Source organism: Mogibacterium kristiansenii, assembly GCF_009695905.1.
Classification (GTDB): domain Bacteria; phylum Bacillota; class Clostridia; order Peptostreptococcales; family Anaerovoracaceae; genus Mogibacterium_A; species Mogibacterium_A kristiansenii.
This window is the reverse complement of sequence record NZ_VUNA01000039.1, coordinates 1-1,690: the sequence shown is the minus strand read 5'-3', so window position 1 is coordinate 1,690 and position 1,690 is coordinate 1. Positions and strand designations below refer to the sequence as shown.

General features: G+C 41.6%; 2 protein-coding genes and 1 pseudogene. All 3 read left to right on the top strand.

Annotation, left to right across the window (positions count from 1 at the left end):
- Positions 1-190: 190 nt before the first annotated feature.
- The 3 genes and pseudogenes from FYJ65_RS09445 to FYJ65_RS09435 all read left to right on the top strand — a co-directional run bounded on the left by FYJ65_RS09445 (position 191) and on the right by FYJ65_RS09435 (position 1,568).
- Positions 191-622 carry an ATP-binding protein gene (locus tag FYJ65_RS09445; RefSeq protein WP_154555073.1) on the top strand — a complete coding sequence of 144 codons (432 nt, stop codon included), beginning with the start codon at positions 191-193 and terminating at the stop codon, positions 620-622.
- Between the two features lie 83 nt (positions 623-705).
- Positions 706-1,008, top strand: a pseudogene (locus tag FYJ65_RS09900) (flavodoxin); the annotation flags it as partial.
- Positions 1,009-1,049: 41 nt separating this feature from the next.
- Positions 1,050-1,568, top strand: coding sequence for an aldo/keto reductase (locus tag FYJ65_RS09435; RefSeq protein ID WP_331469474.1), 519 nt, complete (start codon positions 1,050-1,052; stop codon positions 1,566-1,568).
- The last annotated feature ends 122 nt before the right edge of the window (positions 1,569-1,690 follow it).

Below are 1,690 nucleotides of genomic sequence, written 5' to 3'. Positions count from 1 at the left end.
CAAGCACGGGCTCCATTGCACATAAAGTGTAGCTGGTGCTATGGACATCCATTCCGATTTTTAGTATTCTATTCATAAATGACCTCCTTTTGTATGTGGTAAACCACTGTCTATTGATTTAGTCGTCAATTACAGTATAGTGGCGAATCCACGATATTACAAATGTGAGGTCATTTCATATTATCTTGTCATGATAGGTAATCCCGGCAGAGGGAAAACTCACATGGCAATCGGCATAGGTCTCAAGGCCTGTGCCGGCGGTAAGAGCGTTCTATTCAAGAACGCCGCCTCATTATCGACCGAATTATCAGAAGCGAAGGACAACTATGCTCTCGGCAAACTGGAGAAAAGGATCCAGAAAGTCGATCTGCTGATAATCGATGAAATGGGATATGTAAGTTTTGACCGTTTCCAGTCAGAACTGTTATTTAAAGTTATTGCTGACAGAAGTGAGCGCGGAAGCACTATCGTTACTACCAATCTGGCGTTTTCGGAATGGACAAATCTTTTCGAAAACACCGCCATGGTGGCAGCTCTGGTAGACCGTCTTACATTCAGATCCTATGTCCTAGATATGAATGGGGACTCCTACCGTCTGGATCATTCGAAAAACAGTGCTTAGGTGGCTCACTTTCAAATGAGCACAAGTGGCTCAAAATCAAACGAGCACGTGGCTCACTTTCTAGTTGACATTCATATTTCAGTGCAAGCGGAACAACAAAAAAAGTAGCCCAGATGATTGCAGAGGAAGTAAAAGCGGATTTGTTTGAGATTGAGCCGAAAGTTCCATATACAAAGCCTGATCTTGACTGGATGAATAAAAAATCCAGAAGCAGTGTAGAAATGAAGCCAGGTGACTGCATCAATATTCTTACAGGTGTTAAGCACTGGCATGGAGCCGCACCGGATGAATGGTTTTCACATCTGGCAATAGAAGTTCCGGGCGAAAATAGTTCCAATGAATGGCTTGAACCGGTAAGTGATGAAGAATATAGAAAACTAAAATAAGATCAAAGGTTGCCGCAGAGCATAAGACTTATGAGGAAGCGATGGCAGGAATCAATGAGACGCTTGAAAAGATGGGACTGGATTATCTTGATATGATGATTATTCACAGTCCGCAGCCGTGGGCAAAGGTTAATCAGTGCAAAGATAGATATGTAGAGGGAAATCGCGCGGCATGGAAAGCTCTTGAGGATGCTTATGAGGCAGGAAAACTTAAGGCAATCGGAATTTCCAATTTCCAGATTGAAGATATTGCAAGTCTTCTTGAAACAGCAAAGATTAAGCCAATGGTAAATCAGATTCTTCTCCATATCAGCAATACGCCGATGGAGTTAGTAGAATATTGCCGGAAGAATAATATTGTCGTGGAAGCATACTCACCAATTGCACATGGTGAAATATTAAATCAACCGGAGATAACTGCGATTGCAAAGAAGTATGGCGTGACTGTTCCACAGCTCTGCATTAAATATACGCTTCAGCTAGGTGCAGTTTCTCTGCCAAAAACAAGTAATCCTGAACATATGAAGAGTAATGCAGAACTGGATTTTGAGATTACCTGAATTGAAAAAGTAAGTTCTGCTTTTGTTATGGCAGCACTGGATTTTAAATTTGCAAATCCAGACAAGAAGTTACTTTTGCAAAACAGTTGCGCTGTCTTTTTCATTTGATGGAAGTGGATAGT

What these genes read in the sequence shown, in the direction of transcription:
- FYJ65_RS09445 (WP_154555073.1), top strand. Translation starts at nt 191, where the DNA reads ATGATAGGTAATCCCGGCAGAGGGAAAACTCACATGGCAATCGGCATA.
- FYJ65_RS09435 (WP_331469474.1), top strand. Translation starts at nt 1,050, where the DNA reads ATGGCAGGAATCAATGAGACGCTTGAAAAGATGGGACTGGATTATCTT.